1 protein-coding gene is annotated in these 1,401 nt (G+C 65.4%); it reads right to left on the reverse strand.

All coding sequences use genetic code 11. From position 1 onward, the window contains the following. Positions 1-191 precede the first annotated feature (191 nt). Positions 192-845: a TetR/AcrR family transcriptional regulator gene (locus tag ACFWIC_RS41080; protein ID WP_380522328.1), complete on the reverse strand. Its 654-nt coding sequence runs from the start codon at positions 843-845 to the stop codon at positions 192-194. Between the last annotated feature and the right edge of the window lie 556 nt (positions 846-1,401).

The raw sequence follows: 1,401 nt of genomic DNA on the forward strand, positions 1-1,401 counted from the left end.
CCTTCGTCGTGGTCACGTGCACCTTGGTCGGAGCACAGGATCAGACGAAGGCCGCCCTCATGTCCGGCGAATCCCCATGTGAGGGACACCGTTCGGGGCGTCGTTCGAGGCCGGAGGAAAAAGAACAAGGTAGGCCGCGAAGCACCCTCAACGAGACCCCTCCACCACCTCAGGGCCACAGCCGCTTCGACTCATTCGGAGTGGCGGGCCGCGGGCCTGGTCCCCAGACGCTCTTCCCAAGAGGAAAGGTCCTGCCCGTCCATGGCATAGGCAATGAAGAGAGCGCGAAACGCCGCCTGCGCCGCCTCGACGTCGTCAGGTCGAGGGTCGACGAGGTGGTACAGGTTGAACCCCTCAGCCAAGGCCGCGAAGGCGCGGGCACCGGCCTCCGGCCTCCTGGCTCCCGCGGCGCGAAGGGCGACCTCCGCGACATGCTCCATCTTCCGGACGATACTGTCGAGCGCTTCGGACTGGTTCGGGTTCCGCACCGCATGAAGGAGCACCTCGTAGCGGGCCAGTTCCAGGGCCTGGGCATACCTGGTCAGGAGCTGTGAGAACTCGGCAGCGACAGTTGCCGGGCTGGCGCCGCCGTCCCCGAACCGCTGGCCGAGGGCATCCAGGTGCGCGTCGAGGTTCTCAGCGATGAGCTGCACCACCTCGACCGCAAGGTTCTCGATCGTGCCGAAGAAATAGGAGACGGACGTGAAGGGGCAGCCCGCGCGTTCGGTGACGGCCCGGTGGGTGAGGCCCGCGACCCCGTGCTCCGCCAGGACCTCCAGGGCGGCCTTGAGGATCTCTTCACGGCGGCGCGCGCCCTTGGCGTATCGCTTGTCAGGGTTGGGCATGCCTTCAGCCTATCAATATTGTAGACATCTTCCATATTGACACCCGACGGTTGACACGCATACCGACAGATACGTGTATCAGCACTCACCGGCAGCCTCCCCCAACCGCCGCTCACGGCGGCTGCGGCCCGCCGCCAGTGGGGATACGCCCCGGATCCCCCGTGCTCCGTAGACTTCGAGGTACGCCTCCAGGACGACGGGGCGTTCACCGAGTGCCGCCGGCCTGAGCAGGGTCGCCTCGCCGCTTCAAACCGTGCATGCAGTTCTCCCGCACACGGCTTTCCGACACCGTTCACCGACTGGCATGCACCGCCTCCCTGCGTACGTTTCCGGTCAGGCGGTAGACCCCGAGCCGACTGATCCACCCATAGGTGTAGCGGGTGGTCCAGTTCCGGCCTGCGCGGCCATGTTTTCCGCTGGCGAAGATCGCCAGCCGGCTGAGGGGCGTGTCAGCGACCTCATGTAAGGGGGCATTTGGTGAGAGTAGTTTGCCCTTTATGTCCTAGTAGGTTCCTCGCCAGGTTGGTGTGGTCTCGTCCGTTATGCGCTTGGTGAG

The organism is Kitasatospora sp. NPDC127035, assembly GCF_042726075.1.
In the GTDB taxonomy this organism is placed as follows: Bacteria; Actinomycetota; Actinomycetes; order Streptomycetales; family Streptomycetaceae; genus Kitasatospora.

Excerpts from the sequence above, each read along its gene's own strand:
- ACFWIC_RS41080 (WP_380522328.1), bottom strand. The coding sequence starts at position 845 with ATGCCCAACCCTGACAAGCGATACGCCAAGGGCGCGCGCCGCCGTGAA.